Source organism: Candidatus Marivariicella sp. (assembly GCF_983056325.1).
Window position 1 is genome coordinate 1 of record NZ_CEZOWA010000003.1, and the last position, 23,894, is coordinate 23,894.

26 protein-coding genes are annotated in these 23,894 nt (G+C 31.2%); 16 read left to right on the top strand and 10 right to left on the bottom strand.

From position 1 onward, the window contains the following. The 8 genes from AC3ATN_RS01310 to rpmA form a co-directional block, all read left to right on the top strand. Positions 1–361 (top strand): glycosyltransferase family protein (locus AC3ATN_RS01310; RefSeq protein WP_487531404.1); only part of this gene is annotated, 361 nt, incomplete at its 5' end. Positions 362–392: 31 nt separating this feature from the next. Continuing rightward, positions 393–1,277, top strand: coding sequence for a glucose-1-phosphate thymidylyltransferase RfbA (gene rfbA, locus AC3ATN_RS01315; protein ID WP_487531405.1), 885 nt, complete (start codon positions 393–395; stop codon positions 1,275–1,277). Further along, positions 1,267–1,839: a dTDP-4-dehydrorhamnose 3,5-epimerase gene (gene rfbC / locus AC3ATN_RS01320; protein WP_487531406.1), complete on the top strand. Its 573-nt coding sequence runs from the start codon at positions 1,267–1,269 to the stop codon at positions 1,837–1,839. Before rfbA ends, rfbC begins: the two co-directional genes overlap by 11 nt. Then, positions 1,832–2,692, top strand: a complete 861-nt coding sequence (gene rfbD, locus AC3ATN_RS01325; RefSeq protein WP_487531407.1) for a dTDP-4-dehydrorhamnose reductase — start codon at positions 1,832–1,834, stop codon at positions 2,690–2,692. Before rfbC ends, rfbD begins: the two co-directional genes overlap by 8 nt. Then, positions 2,685–3,689: a dTDP-glucose 4,6-dehydratase gene (gene rfbB / locus AC3ATN_RS01330; RefSeq protein ID WP_487531408.1), complete on the top strand. Its 1,005-nt coding sequence runs from the start codon at positions 2,685–2,687 to the stop codon at positions 3,687–3,689. Before rfbD ends, rfbB begins: the two co-directional genes overlap by 8 nt. Positions 3,690–3,714: 25 nt before the next feature. Further along, positions 3,715–4,086: a DoxX family protein gene (locus AC3ATN_RS01335; RefSeq protein ID WP_487531409.1), complete on the top strand. Its 372-nt coding sequence runs from the start codon at positions 3,715–3,717 to the stop codon at positions 4,084–4,086. Between the two features lie 60 nt (positions 4,087–4,146). Further along, positions 4,147–4,692 carry a 50S ribosomal protein L21 gene (rplU, locus tag AC3ATN_RS01340; protein ID WP_487531410.1) on the top strand — a complete coding sequence of 182 codons (546 nt, stop codon included), beginning with the start codon at positions 4,147–4,149 and terminating at the stop codon, positions 4,690–4,692. 22 nt (positions 4,693–4,714) lie between these two features. Further along, positions 4,715–4,975 carry a 50S ribosomal protein L27 gene (gene rpmA / locus AC3ATN_RS01345; protein ID WP_487531411.1) on the top strand — a complete coding sequence of 87 codons (261 nt, stop codon included), beginning with the start codon at positions 4,715–4,717 and terminating at the stop codon, positions 4,973–4,975. 56 nt (positions 4,976–5,031) lie between these two features. On the opposite strand, the gene ahcY is transcribed toward rpmA, so the two are convergent. Next, positions 5,032–6,354 (bottom strand): adenosylhomocysteinase, encoded by a 1,323-nt coding sequence (gene ahcY / locus AC3ATN_RS01350; RefSeq protein ID WP_487531412.1) that lies wholly within the window; start codon positions 6,352–6,354, stop codon positions 5,032–5,034. Positions 6,355–6,409: 55 nt separating this feature from the next. On the opposite strand from ahcY, the gene AC3ATN_RS01355 reads away from it, so the two are divergent. The 4 genes from AC3ATN_RS01355 (at position 6,410) to AC3ATN_RS01370 (ending at position 10,555) form a co-directional block, all read left to right on the top strand. Next, complete coding sequence (locus tag AC3ATN_RS01355; protein ID WP_487531413.1) at positions 6,410–7,027, top strand: 4'-phosphopantetheinyl transferase family protein; 618 nt, start codon at positions 6,410–6,412, stop codon at positions 7,025–7,027. A gap of 32 nt (positions 7,028–7,059) precedes the next feature. Further along, a complete protein-coding gene (pnuC, locus tag AC3ATN_RS01360; protein ID WP_487531414.1) occupies positions 7,060–7,686 on the top strand; it encodes a nicotinamide riboside transporter PnuC in 627 nt (208 codons plus the stop codon). Continuing rightward, entirely contained in the window at positions 7,673–8,218 is a 546-nt protein-coding gene (locus tag AC3ATN_RS01365; protein WP_487531415.1) for an AAA family ATPase, read from the top strand. The genes pnuC and AC3ATN_RS01365 overlap by 14 nt, the downstream gene beginning before the upstream one ends. Before the next feature lie 153 nt (positions 8,219–8,371). Continuing rightward, on the top strand, positions 8,372–10,555 hold the full coding sequence (locus AC3ATN_RS01370; protein WP_487531416.1) for a TonB-dependent receptor: 2,184 nt from the start codon (positions 8,372–8,374) through the stop codon (positions 10,553–10,555). Here the strand turns inward: AC3ATN_RS01370 and AC3ATN_RS01375 are convergent. Beyond that, a complete protein-coding gene (locus AC3ATN_RS01375; protein WP_487531417.1) occupies positions 10,552–11,016 on the bottom strand; it encodes a Rieske (2Fe-2S) protein in 465 nt (154 codons plus the stop codon). The genes AC3ATN_RS01370 and AC3ATN_RS01375 overlap by 4 nt on opposite strands. Positions 11,017–11,058: 42 nt before the next feature. Here AC3ATN_RS01375 and greA point away from each other — a divergent pair, with 42 nt between their 5' ends. Next, positions 11,059–11,535 carry a transcription elongation factor GreA gene (gene greA, locus AC3ATN_RS01380; protein WP_487531418.1) on the top strand — a complete coding sequence of 159 codons (477 nt, stop codon included), beginning with the start codon at positions 11,059–11,061 and terminating at the stop codon, positions 11,533–11,535. Continuing rightward, on the top strand, positions 11,535–11,933 hold the full coding sequence (locus AC3ATN_RS01385) for an HIT family protein (protein ID WP_487531420.1): 399 nt from the start codon (positions 11,535–11,537) through the stop codon (positions 11,931–11,933). Before greA ends, AC3ATN_RS01385 begins: the two co-directional genes overlap by 1 nt. Here the strand turns inward: AC3ATN_RS01385 and AC3ATN_RS01390 are convergent. Further along, the gene (locus AC3ATN_RS01390; protein ID WP_487531421.1) at positions 11,920–13,071 is read right to left on the bottom strand and encodes an ATP-binding protein; all 1,152 of its coding nucleotides are present in this window, start codon (positions 13,069–13,071) and stop codon (positions 11,920–11,922) included. The two genes, AC3ATN_RS01385 and AC3ATN_RS01390, sit on opposite strands and share 14 nt — an antisense overlap. 94 nt (positions 13,072–13,165) lie before the next feature. Here AC3ATN_RS01390 and AC3ATN_RS01395 point away from each other — a divergent pair, with 94 nt between their 5' ends. After that, complete coding sequence (locus tag AC3ATN_RS01395) at positions 13,166–13,540, top strand: DUF3127 domain-containing protein (protein ID WP_487531422.1); 375 nt, start codon at positions 13,166–13,168, stop codon at positions 13,538–13,540. Here the strand turns inward: AC3ATN_RS01395 and AC3ATN_RS01400 are convergent. The 5 genes from AC3ATN_RS01400 to rplM all read right to left on the bottom strand — a co-directional run bounded on the left by AC3ATN_RS01400 (position 13,537) and on the right by rplM (position 16,922). Further along, the gene (locus tag AC3ATN_RS01400; RefSeq protein WP_487531423.1) at positions 13,537–14,094 is read right to left on the bottom strand and encodes a DNA-3-methyladenine glycosylase I; all 558 of its coding nucleotides are present in this window, start codon (positions 14,092–14,094) and stop codon (positions 13,537–13,539) included. The genes AC3ATN_RS01395 and AC3ATN_RS01400 overlap by 4 nt on opposite strands. Before the next feature lie 70 nt (positions 14,095–14,164). Next, on the bottom strand, positions 14,165–14,989 hold the full coding sequence (gene tsf / locus AC3ATN_RS01405) for a translation elongation factor Ts (RefSeq protein WP_487531514.1): 825 nt from the start codon (positions 14,987–14,989) through the stop codon (positions 14,165–14,167). 30 nt (positions 14,990–15,019) lie between these two features. Continuing rightward, positions 15,020–15,949 carry a 30S ribosomal protein S2 gene (gene rpsB, locus AC3ATN_RS01410; RefSeq protein ID WP_487531424.1) on the bottom strand — a complete coding sequence of 310 codons (930 nt, stop codon included), beginning with the start codon at positions 15,947–15,949 and terminating at the stop codon, positions 15,020–15,022. Positions 15,950–16,080: 131 nt separating this feature from the next. Then, positions 16,081–16,467 carry a 30S ribosomal protein S9 gene (rpsI, locus tag AC3ATN_RS01415; protein WP_487531425.1) on the bottom strand — a complete coding sequence of 129 codons (387 nt, stop codon included), beginning with the start codon at positions 16,465–16,467 and terminating at the stop codon, positions 16,081–16,083. Beyond that, on the bottom strand, positions 16,467–16,922 hold the full coding sequence (gene rplM, locus AC3ATN_RS01420; protein WP_487531426.1) for a 50S ribosomal protein L13: 456 nt from the start codon (positions 16,920–16,922) through the stop codon (positions 16,467–16,469). Before rplM ends, rpsI begins: the two co-directional genes overlap by 1 nt. Positions 16,923–17,166: 244 nt before the next feature. On the opposite strand from rplM, the gene AC3ATN_RS01425 reads away from it, so the two are divergent. Continuing rightward, positions 17,167–19,302 (top strand): glycoside hydrolase family 97 protein, encoded by a 2,136-nt coding sequence (locus AC3ATN_RS01425; protein WP_487531427.1) that lies wholly within the window; start codon positions 17,167–17,169, stop codon positions 19,300–19,302. Here the strand turns inward: AC3ATN_RS01425 and polA are convergent. Both polA and AC3ATN_RS01435 read right to left on the bottom strand, forming a co-directional pair. Further along, the gene (gene polA / locus AC3ATN_RS01430) at positions 19,299–22,112 is read right to left on the bottom strand and encodes a DNA polymerase I (protein WP_487531428.1); all 2,814 of its coding nucleotides are present in this window, start codon (positions 22,110–22,112) and stop codon (positions 19,299–19,301) included. The genes AC3ATN_RS01425 and polA overlap by 4 nt on opposite strands. Beyond that, positions 22,109–23,887: a 1-deoxy-D-xylulose-5-phosphate synthase gene (locus AC3ATN_RS01435; RefSeq protein ID WP_487531429.1), complete on the bottom strand. Its 1,779-nt coding sequence runs from the start codon at positions 23,885–23,887 to the stop codon at positions 22,109–22,111. Before AC3ATN_RS01435 ends, polA begins: the two co-directional genes overlap by 4 nt. Between the last annotated feature and the right edge of the window lie 7 nt (positions 23,888–23,894).

Genomic DNA, 23,894 nt, shown 5'->3' on the forward strand with positions numbered 1-23,894 from the left:
GAGGAAATGGAGGTCAAAACCCTATGAAAAAGGCGCATTTAAAAATTCATGGATGCCGCCTCACCCAACTTTTTATTGTAAGAAAAAAATTTTTGATCATTATGGGAACTTCAACGATTCATTCAAAATTGCAGGAGATTTTGAACTAATGTTAAGATTTATTCATTGTAATGGAATTAAAACTAAGTTTTTGGATCAAAATTTAATTAAAATGAAGGCTGGAGGGTTAAGTAATTCCGGATTTCGAAGTAAAATAGAGATTTTAAAAGAAGAATTTTATGCTTTCGAGATAAATAAAATTAAATTTAACAAGTTCACTTACATATTAAATAAGGCAGCTAAAATAAAAGAGTTTTTATGATTACGTTATATTTACATAAATATAAACTATAGTGAAAGGTATAATATTAGCAGGAGGAACAGGCTCTAGATTGTTTCCAGTAACAATGGGAGTTTCAAAGCAGTTATTACCTGTATTTGACAAGCCAATGGTTTACTACCCTCTTTCAGTACTTATGCAGGCTGAAATCAAAGAAATATTATTAATAAGTACTCCTCATGATTTAGATCAATATCAGAGATTACTTGGAGATGGAACTCAGTGGGGAATTAATTTAAGTTATTTAAAACAGGAAAAACCAAATGGTTTGGCAGAAGCATTTATTTTAGGAGAGTCTTTCATTATGAATGATCCTGTATGTCTTGTGCTTGGGGATAATATTTTTTATGGATCAAACTTATCTAGTCATTTAAAATCAGCAATTGATCAAACTATCAAATTTAATAATGCTTCAGTATTTGGAGTTAAAGTTAATGACCCTCAAAGATACGGTGTGGTAAGCTTTGACAATAACGGAAACCCAGTTGAAATAATTGAAAAACCAAAGAACCCCAAAAGTGATTATGCTGTTGCTGGGTTGTATTTTTTCCCTAATACAGTAATTAATATTGCTAAAACTATAAAGCCTTCAAACAGAGGGGAGTTAGAAATCACTTCAATTAATCAAATTTATTTAAATGAAAAGAAACTTCATTTAGAAAAACTATGTAGAGGATTTACATGGCTGGATACTGGAACTCATGAATCATTATTGGAAGCGAGTCAATTTATTCAGACAATTGAAAAAAGACAAGGTATAAAAGTTGGTTGTTTGGAAGAAATAGCCCTACAAAAAGGTTGGACCACTGAAGAGAGTGTTGTTAAATATGCTATGACATTAAAGCATACTGGGTACGGAAAATATTTGTTAAAAAAATATAACAAATATGAAAATTGATTTAGGAGAATTTAAAGAAGTTATTATATTCAATAACCACCCCTATAAAGATTTGAGAGGCTCTTTTGAAGAAAGTTTTCGTTTGGATAAAATTAGACAAGCCATAAATAGAGATATATTTTTTTGTCAAGACAATTTAGCACGATCAAAAAAGGGAGTCATAAGAGGAATGCATTATCAAATGCCAGCGTATAGCCAATCAAAATTGGTTTCTGTGATTAGCGGGAGTGTTCTTGATGTAATTCTAGATATTAGAAAAGGTTCTCCAAACTTTGGAAAACATATTTCAATTCAATTGAGTGAGGCTGATAATAAAAGTGTTTTTATTCCTAGAGGATTTGCCCACGGATACATCACACTCAGTGAAAATTCAATTTTTCATTATAAGGTTGATAGCTACTTCGACAAATCAAGTGAGGGAAGTATAGCTTTTGATGATCCAAAACTAGAGATTGACTGGATGTTACCTCAGGCTGAATGGATAGTTTCTGAAAAAGATAAAAAGCATCCGTTATTAGAAGATGCTCTTTTGTTTAATTATAACACCGATCTATATGACTAAGGTTTTAGTTACAGGAGGAAGTGGCCAATTGGCAAAGTGTTTTAATTACATCAAGGCAGAATATCCTGAAATACTTTTTCATTTTTTGGACAGAGATGCATTAGACATTACCGACTATGAATCGACATGGAATTATATTAAAAATAACAGTTTAAATTATATTATTAATTGTGCTGCTTTCACTTTAGTTGATAAAGCAGAAGATGAGCCTGATAAAGCAAAAGCAATTAATGTTTTAGGACTAGGTAACCTGATTAAAATATCAGAATTACAAAAAATTAAACTTATCCACATTTCAACAGACTATGTTTTTAATGGATTGGGTCAAGAAGAATTAAAAGAAGATCATAAACCCGATCCACTAGGAGTTTATGGAAAAACGAAGCTCCAGGGAGAGAATTTGATCATGAATTCAAAAGGGCAAGCAATAGTAATAAGAACTTCATGGCTATTTAGTCCATTTGGAAATAATTTTGTTAAGACAATCTTAAGCCTATCCCGTTCCAACCAAAAAATATCAGTAATAAATGATCAATATGGAAAGCCAACTTATGGTTTAGATTTGGCCGAAGTCATCATTAAATTAATTAATTCTTCAAAGTCATTTAATAATAAAATTTATCATTTTTCAAATGAAGGGGTTACTTCTTGGTATTATTTTGCAAAATCAATAATTGAATTAAGTGATTCTAAAAGTATTTTAGTTCCAATTAAAAGTTTTGAATATTCTTCAAAAGCAATAAGACCAAAAAATTCCGTATTGAATACTGAACTTATTCAAACTACTCTTAACTTAGAAATCTCTGACTGGAAAGATTCTTTAAAGAAGTGCTTAAATATTATAAATGGGTAATTATAAAAACATACTTGTTACCGGAGGAGCTGGATTCATTGGTTCTCACCTAGTGATTCAATTAATAAAAAAATATCCCAACTATAAAATAATTAATGCAGATTCATTAACATATGCCTCCAATCTCAAAAATTTGCAGGAAGTTGAAAACGCATCAAATTACATTTTTGAAAAAATCGACGTTAGAAACAAAAATTCAGTTAATAAAATTTTAATTAAGCATGAGATTGATAACATTATCCATTTAGCTGCTGAATCTCATGTAGACAATTCAATTAATAATCCGCTAGAGTTTGCTGAGACAAATGTATTGGGCACCTTAAATTTGTTGGATTCTGCAAGGAATTATTGGAAAAATAACCTTGAAAATAAATGTTTTTATCATGTATCTACAGATGAAGTTTATGGAAGCTTAGGGGTGGTCGGATCATTTCTTGAAAGCACTCCTTATGATCCCAGATCCCCTTACTCAGCCTCTAAGGCATCCTCAGATCATTTCGTTAAAGCCTATTATCACACATATAAAATGCCAATAGTTATCTCAAATTGCTCAAATAATTATGGTCCTCATCAATTTACTGAAAAACTTATACCATTAATGATAAGTAATATTGTTAATAATCAAAGTTTACCTATTTATGGTGATGGAAAGAACATCAGAGATTGGCTATTTGTAAAAGATCATATCGAAGCAATTGATTTGATTTTTCACAAGGGTAAAAAAGGAGAGACTTATAATATTGGAGGAGACAACGAATTAACTAATATTGATTTAATCAGCCACTTAATTTTAGAAATAGATAAATTGCTTATGAGACCCAGTGGATATTCAAACAAATTAATATCATATGTTACTGACAGAAAAGGTCACGATTTCAGATATTCAATTGACTCCTCAAAATTAAAAAATAATTTAGGCTGGTTTCCAAAAACATCCTTTGACAAAGGGATAAAATTGACTATTGATTGGTATTTGAATAAATTCAAGGAGAAATAATCCATACATTTGTTAAAAAAATGATATGAATAACTTATCTGATTTAGGAAAACTTTTTCTTAGAGTTTCATTTTCGGTTCTAATGTTACCACATGGATGGAGTAAAGTTAATAGACTGTTTGAAGATGATATCAAATTTTCAGATCCAATAGGTATCGGTATAATTCCTTCTCTTATTCTCGTTGCTATTGCAGAATTTGTTGCCCCAATTTTAATTATTTTAGGTTTTAAGACCAGATGGATAGCTTTATTTCCGATAACAGCAATGACAGTTGCCACTTTTGTTTCTAATTTGAATAAGCCTTTTGGGCAGATGGAGAAAGGACTTTTATTTTTAGCAGCATTTGTAGCAATTGCTCTAATTGGACCCGGAAAATATTCTATAGACAAAAGATAGTTGTTTTTGTTTTGATTAATTCTTAAAAAACATATCTTTGCCCTCCGAAATAATATATAAATGTACGCAATAGTAGAGATAGCAGGGCAGCAATTTAAAGTTGCAAAAGACCAAAAGGTTTTCGTACATCGTCTACAAGAAAAAGAAGGTTCAAAAATATCTTTTGATAAAGTTTTACTCTTGGATGATGGTACAGAAATTAAAGTTGGCGCCCCGACTATAGAAGGAGCATCCATTGATGCCAAAATCATAAGTCACTTAAAAGGTGATAAAGTAATTGTATTTAAGAAAAAAAGAAGAAAAGGTTATCGTGTTAAAAATGGACATCGACAATATTTGTCTGAAATACAGATTTCAAACATTCTTTCTTCTGGAAGCAAAGCTCCTAAAAAAGCAGACGACACTAAATCTGTTATAAAAGAAAAATCGGGAACAAAGTCCAAACCTGTTATAAAATCTAAACCAAGTAAAGTCTCTGAAACAAAAAGTAAGGATAAAGATTTATCATCTATGAGTTTGGTAGATCTCAAATCTCTTGCAAAAACAAAGGGAATAGCTGGTATTTCTAAAATGAAAAAAGCCGATTTAATTAAGGTTTTAAGTTAAAATTGTTAAATAATATATAATCATGGCACACAAAAAAGGAGTTGGTAGTTCAAAAAATGGTAGAGAGTCAGAATCAAAACGTCTTGGTGTTAAAATTTTTGGAGGTCAGGCAGCAAGGGCAGGTAATATTATAGTTCGTCAACGAGGAACTGGTCATAATCCTGGAGAAAATGTTTACTTGGGAAAAGATCACACTCTGCATGCACAAGTTGATGGAGTGGTTGAATTTTCTAAGAAAAGAAATAATAAATCGTATGTTTCTATTGTACCTTTCGAGGCATAGAATAACTTAATAGAATAAAAAAACCCCTTCAAACATTTGAAGGGGTTTTTTTATAACTAATATCTATAATAATCTGGCTTGTAAGGTCCTTTTACGGTAACACCTATATATTTAGCTTGATCCTCAGATAAAGACTCTAATTCAACACCTAAATGCTCAAGGTGTAGTTCTGCAACTTTTTCATCTAAGTGTTTAGGGAGCATGTAAACTTTGTTTTCATATTTTTCAGGATTCTGCCATAATTCTAATTGAGCCAATACTTGATTTGTAAATGAATTACTCATCACAAAACTTGGATGTCCGGTTGCACAACCTAAATTAACAAGACGACCCTCAGCAAGAATAATTAACTCATTTCCGTTATCAAGTGTGTAAAGATCAACTTGAGGCTTAATTTCCGTTTTGGTATGCCCATATTCTGCGTTTAACCAATTCATATCAATTTCGTTATCAAAATGCCCAATGTTACAAATTATAGATTTATCCTTCATTCTAAGAAAGGCTTCTTTTCCAATGATGTCTTTGTTTCCTGTTGCAGTAACAAGTATATCAACATTATCAATAACAGACATAATTTTTTTAACTTCAAAGCCGTCCATTGCAGCTTGTAATGCACATATTGGATCAATTTCACTAATTGTCACTATAGATCCAGCACCAGCAAAAGATGCTGCTGTTCCTTTACCTACATCTCCGTAACCAGCTACTAAAACTCTCTTACCTGCCAGCATTATATCTGTAGCTCTTCTAACCGCATCTACTGCACTTTCTTTACACCCATATTTGTTATCAAATTTTGATTTAGTTACAGAATCATTAACGTTAATTGCTGGAAGGGGTAGAGTTCCATTTTTCATTCTTTCATACAAACGATGAACCCCAGTTGTGGTTTCCTCCGAGAGACCTTTTATAGAACTAATTAATTCTGGGTAGTTATCCAAAACCAAATTTGTAAGATCACCACCATCATCTAGGATAAGATTAAGTGGATCCTGATTTTTCCCAAAAAATAATGTTTGTTCAATACACCAATTAAATTCTTCTTCACTCATTCCTTTCCATGCATATACTTGAATTCCAGCAGCAGCAATAGCAGCAGCAGCGTGGTCTTGGGTGGAAAATATGTTACAAGAACTCCAAGTAACTTCAGCTCCCATTTCAACTAATGTTTCAATTAAAACTGCGGTTTGAATTGTCATATGAAGACATCCAGCTATTCTTGCTCCTTTAAGAGGTTTTTCTTTTTTATATTGCTCTCTAAGTGACATAAGGCCGGGCATTTCAGCCTCAGCCAATGTTATTTCTTTTCTTCCCCATTCTGCCAAACTCATATCTTTAACTTTATAAGGAGAATAGTTAACTTTTGCTTTAAATTCCATAGTATATTTGAATAAATATTTTTTGTAAAAGTACATAGAAAACTATCTAAAAACAATGCAATTTCTTTCAAAAATAAATTCAAAAAAATTCAAACTCTACTTATGGAAAATTGAGGAAAGTGAAAGTGAATTAAAGAAGGAAATTATTATAAATGACTCTCTAAGAAAAAGACTTAATAGTTTGAAAAGTTTGGATCACAGAAAGGGGGTTTTATCTATTCAACAGTTAATCAGAATTGCAAATATTAAAGAAAACGAATTGAACTATGATTTGCATGGAGCTCCAATCTTAAAATCTGGAAAACACATATCAATATCTCATTCAAAATACTTTTCAGGAATAATTATAAGTGACTTTAATATTGGCATTGATATTGAATTTTTTCGAGATAAAATATTAAAAATCGGACCCAAGTTCACTAATGAAGATGAGAATTATGCATTAGGAAAAATAGAAGATTTGACTTTTATTTGGACAGCAAAAGAAGCTATTTATAAGGCGTTTAGAACTCCTGGAATTAGTTTTTCTGATCAAATACATGTTGGTCAGTTAAAAAAATATGAAAAAAAACAATTAGCTAGAGTTGATTTCAATAATCAATTTAAATTGTACGATTTGACATCTTTTAAATTAAACTCTAGCATTATAACAATTGCACTTGAAAAAATTTAAAATTTGACAAATCTTATAAAAAATTGGATACTATGATTTCTTTTTTAGATTTTTTATTTGAACCATACAAGGAATATTCAATATTAAATATTTCACTTGAAATTACAGCTACTATATTTGGTTTTTTAAGTGTTTGGTTTTCAAAAAAAAATAGTGTTTTGGTCTATCCAACAGGCATAATTTCATCCGTTATATATATATATCTACTTTTTTACTGGGGATTAATTGGTGATATGCTTATTTACGTATATTTTTTCTCTATGAGTTTTTATGGATGGTATTTTTGGACGCGGTCTAAAAATGGGATAACTATAAATGTAATTTCAAGAACGAATAAAAATGAGAATAAAATCTCTATTATATTATTTATTTTTTCGATAGTTTTTGTCTTTATGATATATAACATTTTTAATATGTGGAATAACATCATTGCCTATGTCGATACATTTACAACAGCAATATTTTTTGTTGGAATGTGGTTGATGGCAAAAAGAAAAATAGAAAATTGGCTGTTCTGGATTCTTGGAGATATCATTTCAATTCCGTTATACCTATACAAGGGCCTAGCTATAACTAGTTTTCAGTATTTTATATTCACTTTTATCGCCTTAGCTGGATATTTTGCTTGGAAAAAAGAAATCACATATGATAAAAAATAAATGTCTTAAAGTTGTTTTGTTTGGTCCCGAATCTACTGGTAAAACCACCCTTGGAAATCAATTAGCACTTCATTATAAAACTAATTTGGTACCTGAGTTTGCAAGAAGCTATCTCCAAGAAAAATGGGATAAAAAAAATGAAATATGCTCTCTAAAAGATTTACCAACTATAGTTAATGGCCAAAAAAATCTAGAGGGTAAAATTTTTAAAAAACTCAATAAAGTTATTTTTTGTGACACCAACGTATTGGTAACTCAAATCTGGTCTCAAACCCATTTTAATGGTTTCTGTTCCCCGGAAATACTGAAAGCAGTTAAGGAATCAAATTATGACTTTTATTTACTTACTGATATTGATGTTCCATGGCAAGCTGATGATTTAAGAGATAGACCAAATGACAGAGAAAAAATGTTAAATACCTTCAAAGAATCACTTGAGTATTATGGATTTCCTTACAAACTAATTTCAGGAGATATTTCAACTCGAATGAAAAGTTCGATTAAAATAATAGACAAACTTCTTTTGGTATAACATCTTTCATTAGTATATTTGCTTTATCTCAAAGGGGTGCCAAATAGGCTGAGATTATACCCATAGAACCTGGGCAGGTAATGCTGCCAAGGAAGTGATATTTAACTTTAATCCATAAATAATTCCCCCTTTTATTTAAATAAATATATTTAAATGAAAACAATAATTAGAGGATTTATATTTTTAACTTTTTTGAATGGTTTTTCACAAAAACTTGAAGACCCAATCGACTCATTGAAAATTTTCATATTAGAGGAAGTAGAAGTTTCTTCAATCAGAGCAAAAGCTTCTGACCCAGTAACACATACTAATATTGACAAAGAGTATCTTAAGTCCAGAAATTTAGGTCAGGATATACCTGTTTTGTTAAATTATTTACCCGGTGTTGTAACAACTAGTGATGCAGGAGCTGGAATCGGTTATACTGGAATACGCGTAAGAGGTAGTGACGCTTCAAGGGTAAATGTAACATTAAACGGCATACCTTTTAATGACTCCGAGTCACAAGGAACCTTCTGGGTAAATCTTCCAGATTTTGCCAGTTCCATTGAAAGCATTCAGCTTCAAAGGGGGGTTGGAACATCTACAAATGGATCAGGCGCCTTTGGAGCAAGTTTAAACATACTAACTGATGCTATGCAAGATAAACCTTCATCATCGTTAAGTACTGGTGTTGGAAGCTTTAATACGGTAAGAAACACACTAAAATTTTCGACAGGACTTTTAAATAATCATTTTGAATTATCTGGACGGTTATCTAAAATCACATCCGATGGATATATTGACAGGGCTACTTCTAATTTAAAATCATATTTTTTGCAAGGAGCTTATAAGGATGATAAAAGGTTAATTAAAGCTATAGTTTTTGGTGGTCATGAGATAACTTATCAATCCTGGTACGGTATTGAAGATTTAACTAATAGAACGTATAATCCTGCCGGAGAAATTTATGATGAAAATGGAATATTAAGTAGTTTTTATGATTCACAAGAAGATAATTATAGACAGGATCATTACCAATTTCATTGGAATGAAAGAATCAATTCAAATTGGAGAGGCTCATTGGGATTAAATTACACACACGGAAGGGGTTATTATGAAGAATATAATGACTCGGGTTCAGATACAAATTTTTCATATTTACAATTAGACACCTTTGAGATTGGTGGTGAAACTATTTCAGAAACAGAAAATGTTACAAGAAAATGGTTAGATAATGATTACTTTGTCTTAACAGCAAGTGCAAATTATAGTAAAGGTAGAACCCTTATAACCACGGGTGTGATGATAAGTAGGTATATAGGAGATCATTTTGGAACAATCTTATGGGCTCAAAATTCCGGTGACGTACTTCCAAGAAAAAGGTTTTATGAAAATCAAGGGGATAAAAAAGAAACAAATATTTATGCTAAAATAGAACAACCCTTAACTAATCAAATAACAGGGTTTATTGATTTACAATATCGAAATGTGAATTACGAAATTGATGGTGTTCTGGCAGGTCCAAACTTGTTTAATGTTGATAGTAACTATAACTTTTTTAATCCAAAAGCAGGTTTAACATTTCAAATCTCAAATAATCAACAGCTTTATTTTTCATATTCAAAAGCCCAAAGAGAGCCAACTAGATCTGATTTTGAAAATGGAAATCCAAAACCAGAAATATTAAATGACTTCGAGTTAGGTTGGAGAATTACTCAAAATTCATTTCAAGTGTATTCTAATATATATTTAATGGCATATAAAGATCAATTAGCATTAACTGGTGCATTGGATGATGTTGGAACTCCCATTAGAGAAAATATCGGAGAAAGTAGTAGGTTAGGTCTAGAAATCGAGGCTAAGATTGATTTATCAGAGAAATGGTTACTTCAGCCAAATATTGCTATTAGTAAAAACACTAATAAAGATTTCTATTTTAAAAGAGATGGAATTTTAAACTCCTTAGGAAACACTCGCTTATCATATTCTCCAGAACTAGTTTTCGGAAATATTTTAACATTTAACCCTAAAAATGATTTCAATATTTCATTATTAACAAAATTTGTAGGAGAACAGTTTATGAGTAATATTGAAGCTGAAGGTTCGAGGTTGGATTCATATTTGGTAAATGATATTAATGTAAGTTATCAATGGAGACCTAAATATGCGATAAGTAATATGCGGTTTAATTTATTAATCAATAATATTCTTGACAAAAAGTATATTTCAAATGGATATTTTTATACATACGATGATAATTGGTCTTCACAAAATCAAATAACAACAATTGAAGGGGCTGGGTATTATCCTCAAGCTGGAGTAAATTTTCTTGCAGGATTAACAATTAGTTTTTAATTAGAAATAATAATTATTTTTCCTGATTTCTGTGCTTTATAGTTTAAAAGGGGGTATTGTGAAGAACTTGTAATATCTCCTTCTAACAATTGTCCGGTTGCAAGACTATATTTAAAACCATCACAACCACAATTTGCGAGAAGACCTTCTATTTCTAGCTTAGAACAAGTTTCTAAGCTATGGTTTGAACAACTTGCTTCCCAAGCAAAAATATCATTTCCGTTTAAGTTAAAGATTAAAAGACCATTTATTCCTCCATAATCAACAAACATACTGCCACCTGCAAAATTTAGATTATCATACTGAGGTAAATTTAAATTAATAGAATGATTAAAGGAAATCTCATACAAAAAAGGGTTTCTTTTAATATTATCAGTAGTGCATGAAAGAAGAGTAAACAAAATAAATAGAAATGAAATTATTTTAAAATTGTGTAAACCTGAAAAGGTGTCAATTTTCATATATTTGTAGTATATCTTAGGTTAAATATTAAGTACAAAGTTATGAGTAAGGTTTCATATTACACAGAAGAAGGTCTAAAAAAACTTAGAGCTGAGTTAAATCAACTTAAAGACAAGGAGAGACCAAAAGCATCTCAGGCAATTGCAGATGCTAGAGACAAAGGAGACTTGAGTGAAAATGCTGAATATGATGCTGCAAAAGAGGCTCAAGGAATGTTGGAGTTACAAATATCAAAAATGGAAGAAATACTTTCTAATGCTCGAATCATAGATGAATCACAATTAGACACGTCAAAAGCTCTTATTTTATCAACTGTTGAGGTGAAAAATAGGAGTACAGGTCAATTAATGAAATTTACTTTAGTTGCTCAGACAGAAGCAGATCTAAAAACCGGTAAAATTTCTGTTGAATCTCCAATAGGAAGAGGATTATTAGGTAAAAGTGCTGGAGAAATTGCACATATTTTAATTCCAAATGGAAAAATAGAATTTGAGATAATTAAAATTAATCGTGATTGATGAAAAGTATCTTTTCAAAGTTAATTTCTGGAGAGTTGCCATGTTATAAAATAGCTGAATCTGATGAGTTTTTAGCATTTTTAGATATAAATCCAAACACTTTAGGTCACACTCTTTGTATTCCTAAAAAAACAGAAGACAAAGTCTTTGATCTTTCTGAACAAGAATACCTTAGGTTAATGAATTTTAGCAGAAAAGTAGCTTTGGCAATAAGAAAGTCAGTTAAATGCAAGAGGGTAGGTATAAGCGTTATTGGATTAGAAGTTCCCCACGTTCACGTTCATTTAATTCCGTTAAATGAAATGGATGATATTACCTTTCAAAAAAAGACAAAAGTTGACTCAAAAATAATGACTCAGTTATCAAAAAGAATAGCTTCTAACTTTAATCTGATCTAAGTAATTCAATTGAAATAGTTGTTCCTTTTTTTGGAATTGTAGTTTTTACAAATATCTTCCCTTTATGATAGTCTACAATTATTCTCTTTGCTAAAGATAGCCCTAAACCCCATCCTCTTTTTTTTGTAGTAAAACCGGGTGAAAATATTTTATTTATATTTTCTGATTTGATACCTTCCCCAGAGTCTTTAAAAAGAAGTATTAGTCTATTATTGCTAAGATAAGAAGTAACAGAAATATCACCTTTACCCCTCATTGAATCTATACTGTTCTTAATCAAATTTTCAATTGTCCAACTTAAGAGTTGAGTATTTATTGGAGCTATTGAAGACTCATTGGTTAAATCTGTTTTTATGTTTATTAAACTGGAGCTTCTTTTTTTAATATACGTAACTGTTTGCTCAATTATTACATTAACATCGTGAAAATCAAGTATAGGATCAGATCCAATATTAGAAAATCTCTCAGTTATTATTTTTAGTCGATCAATATCTTTTTCCATTTCTAAGATACTAACTTCTGGTTTTTGACCTTCTTTGATTAAAGTAGTCCATCCTATAAGGGATGACAGAGGAGTTCCAATTTGGTGCGCAGTTTCTTTTGCCATAGCAGCCCATAGACTGTTTTGTTCGGATATTTTATTTGTTTTGAAAATAAAATATAGTAATAGCCCAAAAAGTATTACAATTAGAAATAGTATTATTGGATAATATTGAAGTTTTTTTAGCAAACTAGAATCACCATAATATAATTTTTGATTCACCAAAAGTTTACCAGAAAGAGAATCGGAGTATTTAATAATTATTGGCTTGTTCTCCTTTTTTATTTTTTCTAAAACATCGTATAAATGAACTGAGTCTGATACTTTAATATTTTTGAAATCAATTATTCTATCATCAGAATTGGTTTGAATAATAGGATTAGCTCCAGCTTGTTGTAAAATTTGAAATGTTAGATTATTGGGTTTTTCATTCTCAATAAAATCTTTTTGAGCCATTGCCCATAATTCCATTTTAAACCTTTCTTCTTTTTTTAATTTTTGAAAAAGAAAATTAGTATTCCAAGCGATGAGAATTATAATTATAAAAGCCAACAAAGGCCATATTTTCTTTAGTGATAAAGATATTTTTCTAACCACGAAAATTATTTATTGCAATATAATTGAATTTAAATAATCTATCACTTTGAGTTTGAAAGGAAGAAAGTTTTATTATTTTTGAAAAAAACCCCTTATGGAAATTATTGGTAAAATTAAATGGATTGATGAAACTAAGGAATATGGCACAAATGGATTCAGAAAGAGAGAAGTTGTCATAACTACTGAAGAGCAATATCCACAAAACATTCTAATAGAATTTGTTCAAGACAAATGTGACCTATTAAATGCCTTTCAAATAGGTAAACAGGCAAAAGTTAGTATCAACCTAAGAGGGAGAGAGTGGACTAACCCTGAAGGTCAAGTTAAGTATTTCAATTCTATTCAAGGATGGAGAATAGAGGAGCTTAGTGAAGATTCAAATAATGAGATGCCCCCCATGCCTCCTCCAACTTCTTTTGAAAGTGCTGAAGGTGAAGATAAAGATGTTGAGGATGACTTACCATTTTAAGAACTAAGTTGTAAATACCTAAAACAATTCTTTTGGTGTCCATTAATTACACCAATAGCCATTAAAAATGAATTAATTATTGTAGGTCCTATAAATTTAAAACCCTTTTGCTTTAAGTCCTTACTTAGTTCAAGTGCTAATTCATAACTACCACTTGCAGATTTTTTGGTAATCGAATATTTTTTTTTATAATTGGATAAATATTTATTAAAACTACCTTGGTTTTTTTGAACCTCCATAAACTTTTTGGCATTTATAATTGTTGAATTAATTTTTAATTTATTTCTAATGATACACTTGTCTATCATCAATTTTTCAATTTTTTTTGAGTCATAAGTAGATATTTTTTCGAAATCAAATTTATCAAAAGCACTTATAAAACTCTCTCTCTTTTTTAGAACAGTATACCAACTCAAGCCAGCTTGAAAAATTTCTAATGTTAAAAATTCAAATAGCTTATATTCGTCAGAGATGGGAACACCCCATTCTTTGTCATGGTAGCTTTTATATAAATCATCATTTGTGCACCACGAACATCTAATTTTTTCATTCATATATAAAATTTAAATATAGTCCATAAAAAAACCTCCAGAAGGAGGTTTCTTTATATTGTTAAAAAATAATTTAAACTAGAGATAATCTGGCAAATCCTGTTACTTCAAGGTTTTTATCAAACGATGATACATAATTTTTAACATTTTGCTTACTGTCTTTTATGTAGTCTTGATTCACAAGGGTATTATCTTTAAAAAATCTTTTAATTTTTCCTTTTGCTATATTGTCTAACATAGATTCTGGCTTGCCTTCTTGACGCAATTGATCTTTAGCAATCTCGATCTCTTTTTCAATGACACTAGAATCGACACCTTCTTCATTTAGAGCAATAGGATTCATTGCAGCAGCCTGCATAGCGACATTTTTTGATATTTCTAAACCATTTTCATTAGCATTAGAGAGTCCGCTTAATGTAGCAATTTTATTTCCAGCGTGAATATAAGACCCAACGAAAGGTGCTTTTAGGATTTTAAACCCTCCAATTTCAATTTTTTCACCTATGATACCAGTTTGTTCGATTAACTTCTCAGAAACAGTCATTCCTGAGAAATCAGACCCTAAAAAAGATTCTAGATTTTCATGATTTAAAGCTTCATCGACTAATTCATTGGCGAGTTTTAAATAAACATCATTTTTAGCAACAAAATCAGTTTCACAATTAATTGAAACTATTACCCCCTTTGTGTTTTGGGAGTTAACTTTTGCCAGGACAGCTCCTTCTGAAGAGACTCTATCAGCCCTGTTTGCAGCTACTTTTTGACCTTTCTTTCTAAGATTTTCAATTGCTTTATCAAAATTTCCTTCGGATTCAACTAAAGCTTTTTTGCAATCCATCATTCCAGCTCCAGTGGACTGACGTAATTTATTTACTTCTGCAGCACTAATTTTCACGATTATTCTTGTATTAAATGATTTTATTTAAACTTATTTTTTCTTAACCTTGGGTTCGGTTTTTTTTCTAATTGTCTTTTTTATAGAACTACCAGACGCTTCTACTTCAGGAGTAGCATCTACTTCAGGAGTAGCATCTACTTCAGGAGCAGTGTCTACTTCAGGAGCAGAATCTACTTCAGGAGCAGAATCTACTTCAGGAGCAGAATCTACTTTAGGAGTAGCATTAGAAGAATTTGTTTCACTTCCACCTTTTTCAAGTGCATCTTTTTCACTTTTCCTTTCAGATAAACCTTCTGAAATAGACTTAGTGACAAGATCAAGAATTTTTTCTATTGATTTTGAAGCATCATCATTGGCTGGAATCACAAAATCAACTTCTCTAGGATCAGAGTTAGTGTCGACCATTGCGAAAATTGGAATATTTAGTTTTTGAGCTTCTTTTATTGCGATATTTTCTCTCTTTATATCAACTACAAATAATGCTCCTGGTAATCGAGTCATATCAGTTATGGAACCTAGATTCTTTTCTAATTTAGCTCTCATACGAGAAACTTGAAGTTTTTCTTTTTTTGAAAGAGTTTCAAAAGTTCCGTCTTTCTTCATTCTGTCGACGGTAGCCATTTTTTTTACTGCTTTACGAATCGTAACAAAATTGGTCAACATACCACCTGGCCATCTCTCAGTTATATAGGGCATATTGATATTTTTCACTTTCTCAGCAACAATATCTTTTGCTTGCTTCTTTGTTGCTACAAAAAGTATTTTTCGTCCTGAAACTGCTATTTTTTTTAATGCTGCCTGTGCTTCTTCAATTTTAGCAGCAGTTTTGTATAAATTTATTATATGAATCCCATTGCGTTCCATATAAATGTATGGAGCCATATTTGGATCCCATTTTCTTGTAAGGTGACCAAAATGAACTCCTGCGTTCAATAGATCTTTAACTTCTGTTTGTGCCATAATTTTTAGTTTACGTTCTCTGGTGTAGTAGCAATAGAAATTATCTATTTAGATGCTAAACTAATTGTCGTTTTTGTAAAAACAATTTTGATTAATGATATGAATGAATTTTCCCCAAAGGATATTTGAATTTATCGTTTTGAGAATTGGAATTTTTTTCTAGCCTTCTTTTGACCGAACTTTTTACGTTCAACCATACGTGGATCACGAGTTAATAATCCTTCTGGCTTTAGAGCTATTCGATGTTCTTCGTCAATTTTACATAAAGCTCTAGATATAGCTAGTCTAACCGCTTCTGTTTGACCAGTTATTCCTCCTCCCTTTACAGTAACTTTTAAATCGTATGATCCTTCGGTTTCAGTAAGAGAAAAAGGTTGAATAATTTTATATTGAAGAGTAGCAGTAGTAAAATAGTCAGTATAATTTTTTTTATTTACCGTAATATTCCCTTTACCTTTAGAGAGAAAAATACGAGCAACTGAGGTTTTACGACGACCAATTGTGTGGATTACTTCCATTATAGTAGATCATTTAGATTAATAGTAGTAGGGCTTTGGCCTTCTTGTTGGTGTTGATCACCTGAATAAACTCTTAAGTTACGGAATAAATCTGCCCCTAATTTATTTTTAGGTAGCATCCCTTTTACCGATTTTTCAACTAATCGAGTGTTATTTTTTTTATGAACTTGTTCTGCTGACAAAGATCTTTGTCCTCCAGGGTAACCTGTGTGACGAATATATTGTTTTTGCTTCCACTTCTGCCCAGTAAGGACAACTTTATCAGCATTTATAACTATTACATTGTCACCACAATCTACATGTGGAGTGAAATTTGGTTTGTGCTTCCCTCTAAGTAGAGAGGCAACTGCAGATGCGGCTCTTCCGAGGGGAGTTCCTTCGGCATCAACTAACAACCATTTTTTATCAACAGTTTTGGAGTTAGCAGAAACAGTTTTGTAGCTTAATGTATTCACTATTTTTTGTTTTTAAGAAAGCATTTATATGCTTTTGGGTTGCAAATGTACTATTTAGTAATCAATATTCAAACTGATTACCAAATTTTAATACCATCAATATCATATCTAAATTCATACCAAAAAATCCTTTCATTCAAAACCAGTATTAAATTATTCATACTTTAAGTATTATAAAATTTCGGAAAAATAGATTCGTTATCGAAATTTGATACCTTAGTTTAAAATCCTTAGAACTTACACAATGAAAAATTTTTTTCTGATAAGTCTTTTATCACTTTATTTAATTTGTTTAAATGCACAAGATTTAAAATCTCCAAATAATGAAATTGAATTAAACTCTAATTTGGATAAGGATGGCAGATTAAACTATTCAGTTAACTATAAAAGTATACCAGTAATTCTTGAAAGTGGTTTGGGCTTTATTTTAAAGAATGAAGATGATTTATTTTCAGGATTCAAAATAAATAAAATTATATATTCATCAAAAGACGATGAATGGAATCCAGTCTGGGGTGAAGAAAGTAAGATTAGAAATAATTACAATGAGATGCTTTTAGAATTAGAACAAGTGACTTCTGAAAGAAAAATGAATATTAGATTTCGAGTTTTTAACAACTCCATTGGATTTAGATATGAATTTCCTGCACAAAACAACTTGGGCTCATTTATTATAACTGATGAAAAAACTGAATTTGCAATGACAGCAGATCACAGTGCTTTATGGATTCCAGGAGATTATGATACCCAAGAATACAACTACATTGAGTCTAAGCTTTCGGAAATAAAAAATAAGTCTATTGATTTTAGGGAGTCAAATGTGTCTTCATATAGATTTTCTGATTGGGGTGTTCAAACTGCCTTGATGATGAAGACAAAAAAAGGATTATATATAAACATTCATGAAGCTGCTTTAATAGAGTATTCGGCGATGCATTTAAAATTCAATCCATCTAATATGGTATTTGAGTCGCAACTTACTCCTGATAGTTATGGAAATATGGCTTATATGAATCCTCCTCATAACACCCCTTGGAGGACAGTAATAGTCAGTGATGATGCTCGTGATATTTTGGCAAATAGAATTACATATAATTTAAATGAACCCTCATTAATTGAGGATACATCTTGGATCAAACCCATTAAATACATTGGAGTTTGGTGGGAGATGATAACTGGTCAAAGTTCTTGGTGGTATACTAATGATTTGTCATCAATAAGAATAAATGAAACTGATTATAGTAAATTAAAGTCAAATAATACCCACGCAGCTAATAATAACAAAGTCATGAGATATATTGATTTTGCTTCAGAGCACGGATTTGACGCATTATTGGTTGAGGGTTGGAATATTGGATGGGAAGATTGGTTTGACAAGAAAAAAGATTATGTTTTTGATTTTCTCACTCCGTATCCAGATTTTGATATTGAAAAATTAAACAAATATGCTATTTCAAAAGGAATAAGTCTTATGATGCACCACGAAACATCTGGAGCAATAAGAAATTACGAAAGACATATTGACGAGGCATATTCTTTAATGAATACTCATGGATACAATTCAGTAAAAAGTGGATATGTTGGAAGAATTATTCCAGCTGGTGAAAGGCACTATGGTCAATATATGGTAAATCATTATTTATATTCAATTAAAAAGGCAGTTGATTATAAAATTATGGTTAATGCACATGAAGCAGTTAGACCAACAGGCGTATCCAGAACCTATCCAAACCACATTGGTAACGAATCAGCAAGAGGCACTGAGTTTAGAGGCTCTAATTTAAATCATACCACAATATTACCATTTACCCGACTCATAGGAGGTCCGATGGATTATACTCCTGGAATATTCGAAATGGATCCACGTAAAAACAGACCTGATTTTCAGCCAAACTTAAATCAAACTCTTGATGCAGGATCTGTATTTACTACACTTGCAAACCAGCTTGGACTATATGTTGTTATGTATAGTCCTCTTCAAATGGCAGCTGACTTACCTAAAAACTATATGCGTTTTCCTGACGCATTCCAATTCATTAAAGATGTTGCACTGGATTGGGATAAATCAATTTATTTAGAGGCAGAGCCAGGGAAATATATTACCGTGGCTAGAAAAGAAAAAGGGACTGAAAATTGGTTTATTGGAAATTCAAATGGATATAATAAAAGGAAGGCTGTAGTAGATTTTAGTTTTTTAGAACCCGGGAAGAATTATTTTGCAACAATTTATAGTGACACTAAATATTCTGATTATGCCACAAACCCTCAATCGTATGAAATTGAAACTAAAAAAGTAACTTCAACAAGTAAATTAAAAATAACAACTGTACCCGCTGGAGGTTTTGCTATTTCAATTTTGCCAGAAGTTGAAAAAAATTAATGAGCATCCAGCCAGTGTTCTCCTTCACCAATATCAACAGTGAGGGGAACCTTTAGTTTAAAAGCATTTTCCATTTCGTTTTTCACCATTACTTTTAATTCTTTAAGTTCTGTTTTTGGAACATCAAAAACCAGTTCGTCATGAACCTGAAGTAACATTTTTGATTTCCAATTATCTTTGACTAGCTCATTATGAATGTTAATCATAGCTACTTTAATTATATCTGCAGCACTTCCTTGAATAGGAGCATTTACAGCATTTCTTTCTGCAGAACTTCTAACTATAGCATTAGCTGAATTTATATCTTTAAGATACCTTCTTCTTCCAAGCACTGTACTAACATACCCGTTTTCTCTTGCAAAATTTACTTGATCTTGCATATAGCTTTTAAGTTTAGGATATGATAAATAATAAGCCTCGATTAGTTCTTTGGATTCAGATCTATTTAAGTTTGTTTGTTGACTTAGGCCAAATGCCGAAACACCATAGATTATCCCAAAATTTATGGTTTTCGCATTACTTCTCTGCTCACGACTTACCTCGATTAATGGGATATTAAAAACCTTTGAAGCAGTAGACTGGTGAATATCTTCACCGTTTTTAAAAGCTGAAATCATGTCCGGGTCTTCACTTAGTGCAGCTATAATTCTAAGTTCTATTTGAGAATAATCTGCTGCCACAATCAAATGGTTATTATCCCTAGGAATAAAAGCTTTTCTGATTTGTTGGCCACGAGTAGTTCTGATAGGTATGTTTTGAAGATTTGGTTTATTACTGCTCAATCTACCTGTTGAAGCTACGGCTTGGTTGTATATTGTGTGAACTCTTTTTGTTTTTGTATTTATTTCTTTTGGTAGCGCATTAATATATGTGTTTAACAGCTTTTGAAATGAACGCCAATTTAAAATATCTCCAATAATTTTATGATCTTTTGACAAAAACGAAAGGATTTCTTCTGATGTTGAATATTGTCCAGTTTTTGTTTTTTTTGGCTTTTCAACTAGTTTTAGTTTTTCAAACAACATCAATCCAAGTTGTTTAGGAGAACCAATATTAAAAGTTTCCCCAGCCTGAATATATATTTCTTTCTCTAAAAGTGTAATTTCAATTTGCATCTCTTTTGAAAGTCCATTTAAAAACGTAGTATTTAAATTTATCCCTTCACATTCCATAGAACTCAATACGGAAACTAGTGGAATTTCAACTTTTTCAAATAAACTTATAGTTTTTGATTTTATTAATTCATTTTCAAAATATTTCTTAAGCTGCAAAACTATATCCGATTCTTCAACTGAATACTCCTTTTGGTGATTTACATCAATATTTCTAAAGCTATCTGGATTTTTAAACTCTCTTTTTATCAGATCAGACATTGATCCTGACTGATAACCTAGATAGGTTTCTGCTAAAACATCAATTCCGTGACGCATGTCAGGATTAATCAAGTAATGAGCTATTAGTGTGTCGAAAATCTCACCTTTTAAATAGACTTTATAGCTATTTAGCACTTTAATACTATTTTTTATGTTGTGACCTATTTTTTGAATTTTTGAATTTTCAAAAAACACTTTTAATTCATCTAAAACATGAGTTGCGTCCTTCTCTTCCTTTGGAATAACTAAATAATATCCTTTCCCAGTTTCCCAAGTAAAAGACATCCCCACTAACTCTTCGTTTAATGTGTCAAGACTAGTTGTTTTGATATTAAATGAGACGGATTCTTGTTTCAAAAGATTTTTGATTAATAAAGATAAACCCAAAGAATCATTGACTATTTGATAAAAATGATTTAGACTAGATAAATTATTTTTTTTAGAAGTTGAACTGACAGAGCCTCCACCTGGAATATTAAATAAATCAAACTGGTGCCCTTCATTTGTCTCATTTTTAACTTCAATTTCAGGTAGTTTTTTATCTAGTTGATTTGAATCAAAAACTTTTTCAAAGCTTTGACGCATTCTTCTAAATTCTAATTCTTCAAATATTCCCTCAATTAACTTCATGTCAGGCTTATCTAGTTCAAAGTCTTTTGAGTTAAATTCTACAGGTACATCAAGTATTATTTTTGCTAATTTTTTTGAAAGAATACCTAGTTGCTTATTTGCCTCAATTTTTTCTTTGAGTTTGCCTTTGAGTTTGTCAGTATTTTCAAGAAGTTTTTCCATAGACCCAAATTCAGCTAGAAATTTTTTTGCAGTTTTATCTCCAACTCCTGGCAGACCTGGGATGTTATCTACAGCATCTCCCATCATTCCTAGGTAATCTATTACTTGTTCTGGCCTTTCTACCTGAAATTTTTCTTTAACCTCTGGAACACCCCAAACTTCAATACCATTCCCCATTCTTGCAGGGCGATATATAAAAATATTCTCTGAAACCAATTGTGCAAAATCCTTATCTGGAGTTACCATAAATGTCTGAAAACCCTCTTTTTCAGCTTTTTTCGCAAGTGTTCCAATTATATCATCAGCTTCATAACCTTCCTTAACAATTATAGGAATATGCATTGCTTTTAGTATATTTTTAATAAATGGTAATGCTAACTTTATAGCTTCTGGAGTTTCGTCTCGATTTGCTTTATAATCTGTATACATTTCTGTCCTTGAATCTGACCCTCCTTTATCAAAACATACTGCCAAATAATTTGGACGTTCTCTTTTTATTACATCAATTAATGAATTGGTAAAACCCATTATTGCTGAGGTGTCAAACCCCTTAGAATTTATTCTTGGATTTTTAATAAAAGCATAATATCCTCTAAAAATTAAAGCATACGCGTCAAGTAAAAAAAGACGTTTATTATTTGTCATATTTTGATATTATTTAAACTTAAAATTTCTTCCATTTTATCAAGAATCCTATTACTACTTATGTTAATAGAGTCATATAAAACTTCTGGATCGCCATGAGAAATAAACTCATGTGGCACACCCATACATTCAATTCGTTTCATGTATTTATATTTTTGAGCAAATTCCATAATTGAAGATCCAAACCCACCTTTAATAGCTCCATCTTCTACCGTGAGAATAAATGAATGATTTTCAAAAACATCATGAAGAATTTCTTTATCTAATGGATTAACAAACTCAAAGGAATAATGGGAAAAATCCTTATAAAAACCACTATTACTAATCGCATCATTAACATTTTTGAACAGGGTTCCCAGGCTTAGAATAGCAATTTTTCTTCCAGCAGATATTTTATGTGCTTTATATAGCGCAATTTTTTCAAAGGACTCATTAACTTTTTCTACTTCAGAATTTCCTCTGGGATACCTTATTGCAATGGGTCCGTCAAGCTGGGATTGAAAAGTAAAAAGATAATCTCGAAGTCTTTCAGCATTTCTAGGTGCTAATATTTTTATATTAGGAATACACCTTAGAAAAGAAATATCATAAACACCATGATGTGTAGGCCCATCATGACCGACAATTCCAGCTCTATCTATGCAGAAAATAACATTTAGGTTTTGAATTGCAACATCATGAATGATTTGGTCATAGGCACGTTGAAGAAATGTGGAATAAATAACACAAAAAGGAACAAGACCTTCACAGGCCATACCTGCTGCAAGTGTAACAGCGTGTTGCTCGGCAATTCCAACATCATAACACCTTTTGGGAAATTGCTTCATCATTTCATTTAACCCACTACCTGTTGGCATAGCAGGGGTAATACATACTATTTTAGAATTTATTTTTGCAAGATCTAAAATAGTTTTTCCAAAAATTTCATGAAATTTGAGCTTTGAACTTTTATTTTTTTTGGAAAGTATACCCGTAAGTTTATCAAATTTTCCAGGAGCATGAAAAAGTATTTGATTTTTTTCTGCTGAAATCAAGCCTTTTCCTTTTACAGTTCTAATGTGCAATAATCTTGGACCTTTTTTTGTTTTTTGAAGGTTAAGTTCGTCTTTCAACAACTTCATATCGTGACCATCTATTGGACCACGATAATCAATATTTAAAGAATTAAAAATATTATTGTTTTCATTTAATTTAGTATTAGATTTTTCAAGGTAGTTCTTAAGTGCCCCAACACTCGGGTCAATTCCCATGGTGTTATCATTTAAAATTATAAGAACATTTGCTGAAGTAGTTCCAAGGTGATTTAGTGCTTCAAAAGCCATTCCAGAAGCAATTGAAGCATCCCCAATAACAGAAATATAATTTATCTCTTTTTCATTTTTAATCTCAGAAGCCAAAGCCATTCCTAGCGCTGCTGAAATGGAAGTTCCCGCATGTCCGGTTCCAAATGAATCGTATTCACTTTCTTCTATTTTTGGAAACCCACTTATACCTTTCCACTTCCGGTTTGACTTAAACTCTTCATATCTTCCTGTTAATATTTTGTGTCCATAGGCTTGATGTCCAACATCCCACAAAATTTTGTCATTAGGGGTGTCAAAAACATAATGAAGCAAAATCGTAAGCTCCACAACACCAAGACTCGCCCCTAAGTGACCTTCATTTGAAGACACGACATCAATCATATACTCCCTAAGTTGTTTTGAAACACTTATTAATTGATCAAACGAACATTGTTTTAGATCCAAAGGAGATTTAATAACTTTGAGTTGCATTTAACAA

Coding starts and splice junctions, on each gene's coding strand:
- rpsB (WP_487531424.1), bottom strand. CDS start 15,949: ATGGCACAAACAGAAGTTAAAGATCTATTGAACGCAGGAGTTCATTTT.
- greA (WP_487531418.1), top strand. CDS start 11,059: ATGAGTAAGGTTTCATATTACACAGAAGAAGGTCTAAAAAAACTTAGA.
- rplU (WP_487531410.1), top strand. CDS start 4,147: ATGTACGCAATAGTAGAGATAGCAGGGCAGCAATTTAAAGTTGCAAAA.
- AC3ATN_RS01335 (WP_487531409.1), top strand. CDS start 3,715: ATGAATAACTTATCTGATTTAGGAAAACTTTTTCTTAGAGTTTCATTT.
- AC3ATN_RS01355 (WP_487531413.1), top strand. CDS start 6,410: ATGCAATTTCTTTCAAAAATAAATTCAAAAAAATTCAAACTCTACTTA.
- polA (WP_487531428.1), bottom strand. CDS start 22,112: ATGACAAATAATAAACGTCTTTTTTTACTTGACGCGTATGCTTTAATT.
- rpmA (WP_487531411.1), top strand. CDS start 4,715: ATGGCACACAAAAAAGGAGTTGGTAGTTCAAAAAATGGTAGAGAGTCA.
- AC3ATN_RS01425 (WP_487531427.1), top strand. CDS start 17,167: ATGAAAAATTTTTTTCTGATAAGTCTTTTATCACTTTATTTAATTTGT.
- pnuC (WP_487531414.1), top strand. CDS start 7,060: ATGATTTCTTTTTTAGATTTTTTATTTGAACCATACAAGGAATATTCA.
- AC3ATN_RS01395 (WP_487531422.1), top strand. CDS start 13,166: ATGGAAATTATTGGTAAAATTAAATGGATTGATGAAACTAAGGAATAT.
- AC3ATN_RS01375 (WP_487531417.1), bottom strand. CDS start 11,016: ATGAAAATTGACACCTTTTCAGGTTTACACAATTTTAAAATAATTTCA.
- rpsI (WP_487531425.1), bottom strand. CDS start 16,467: ATGGAAGTAATCCACACAATTGGTCGTCGTAAAACCTCAGTTGCTCGT.
- rfbD (WP_487531407.1), top strand. CDS start 1,832: ATGACTAAGGTTTTAGTTACAGGAGGAAGTGGCCAATTGGCAAAGTGT.
- ahcY (WP_487531412.1), bottom strand. CDS start 6,354: ATGGAATTTAAAGCAAAAGTTAACTATTCTCCTTATAAAGTTAAAGAT.
- AC3ATN_RS01435 (WP_487531429.1), bottom strand. CDS start 23,887: ATGCAACTCAAAGTTATTAAATCTCCTTTGGATCTAAAACAATGTTCG.
- rfbC (WP_487531406.1), top strand. CDS start 1,267: ATGAAAATTGATTTAGGAGAATTTAAAGAAGTTATTATATTCAATAAC.
- AC3ATN_RS01400 (WP_487531423.1), bottom strand. CDS start 14,094: ATGAATGAAAAAATTAGATGTTCGTGGTGCACAAATGATGATTTATAT.
- AC3ATN_RS01370 (WP_487531416.1), top strand. CDS start 8,372: ATGAAAACAATAATTAGAGGATTTATATTTTTAACTTTTTTGAATGGT.
- AC3ATN_RS01385 (WP_487531420.1), top strand. CDS start 11,535: ATGAAAAGTATCTTTTCAAAGTTAATTTCTGGAGAGTTGCCATGTTAT.
- rfbB (WP_487531408.1), top strand. CDS start 2,685: ATGGGTAATTATAAAAACATACTTGTTACCGGAGGAGCTGGATTCATT.
- AC3ATN_RS01365 (WP_487531415.1), top strand. CDS start 7,673: ATGATAAAAAATAAATGTCTTAAAGTTGTTTTGTTTGGTCCCGAATCT.